Here is a 1,262-nt window from a genome sequence, read left to right as displayed (position 1 = left end):
CGCCAAAATCAGTTCTATCGTCCAGTGAAGCAACAGACTTCCATTCGTTTAGATGCTGATGTACTTGCATGGTTTAAAGCTCAAGGCAAAGGCTATCAAACACGAATGAATGAAATTTTACGGGATGCCATGCTAAAAGAATTAAAAAATCATCAATAAAAATGGGAGCTTAGGCTCCCATTTTTGACTGCGTATAACGTGTATTATGTTAGTTTTATGAAAACTTAAATTAAACAGCTTCCTTCAATGAAATATTTTCAACATTTAGAGCAGCTCTTACTTCTTGCACTAGATGCCAAAACATTACTGGAGGGATAGCGTTTCCTAGAGCTTTATATTGGGCTGCATCGCTTCCAACTAACTTAAATGTATCAGGGAAAGATTGAATACGAGCAACTTCTCTTGGAGTAAAGCGTCTATATTTACCATCTATACACAATACAGGATCTGTACTATTTAAGCTGACTTTAGCAAGATGTGCTCCAACAGTATTACATGGCTGATTAATATCCTGAGCACGTCCCTTATTCATTTTCTTATTACTATTCAATAACCCCTGAACAGCTCTTTCACTGAAATAATATTTAGGATCTATTTCACTTTCAGGGAAAATAACATCAGATAAAGTTGCCTGTTTAAGATTATTCAATATAGGAAATTTAAAGTTTTTAAAATGTTTTTCACTTTTAAAACCTACAATAAAAACCCTTTCTCTTTTTTGAGGGACACCAAAATCCACAGAGTTTAGTAATTTCCAAGTAACGTAATAGCCACTTTTTCTAAACTCTTCTAAGATCAATGGAAATGCCTCTTTTTTATTTGCTGATAGTATTCCTTTCACATTCTCAGCAATAAAAACTGATGGCTTCTTTTCTCTCAAAACTTTGCACATTTCAAAGAAAAGCTCACCTTTCTCATCCTTAATCCCTAAGCGTGGAGGATTTTGAGCAACAATTGAAAAGCTTTGGCATGGAAACCCACCAGTAAGTAAATCATGTTCTGGAATTGATTTATGGTCTAGCGCTTTAATGTCACCTACAAATGTAGGACATGAGAAATTTGCTTCTAAAATTTCTATGGCTTTTGGTTCAATATCGTTTGCAAAAACGCTATCAACATTATTCGATGAATAATGTTGACCTAAAAACTCAAAGTCTCCTTTTAAACCAACATCTGTTCCACCACAACCACAGAACAGGGAGACTGCTTTTAATTTACTCATGTGTACGTAATAACTCTACTTGCGTATAACAGCTTTCATC

2 protein-coding genes are annotated in these 1,262 nt (G+C 34.7%); one reads left to right on the top strand and one right to left on the bottom strand.

The window, feature by feature from the left end; translation table 11 throughout:
- Nucleotides 1-159 (top strand): BrnA antitoxin family protein (locus tag FTV42_RS17025; RefSeq protein ID WP_180039265.1); only part of this gene is annotated, 159 nt, incomplete at its 5' end.
- Between the two features lie 70 nt (nt 160-229).
- Here the strand turns inward: FTV42_RS17025 and FTV42_RS17020 are convergent.
- Nucleotides 230-1,222 (bottom strand): DNA cytosine methyltransferase, encoded by a 993-nt coding sequence (locus tag FTV42_RS17020; RefSeq protein WP_180039264.1) that lies wholly within the window; start codon nt 1,220-1,222, stop codon nt 230-232.
- Nucleotides 1,223-1,262 lie beyond the last annotated feature (40 nt).

The sequence above is a fragment of the Acinetobacter sp. YH16052 genome (genome assembly GCF_013417155.1).
Taxonomy (GTDB): Bacteria; Pseudomonadota; Gammaproteobacteria; order Pseudomonadales; family Moraxellaceae; genus Acinetobacter.
The sequence above is the reverse complement of the archived record's forward strand: the minus strand, read 5'-3'. Positions and strand labels throughout refer to the sequence as shown.

Bases quoted from the DNA above. Each gene is read 5' to 3' on its own strand.
- FTV42_RS17020 (WP_180039264.1), bottom strand. From the start codon at position 1,222: ATGAGTAAATTAAAAGCAGTCTCCCTGTTCTGTGGTTGTGGTGGAACA.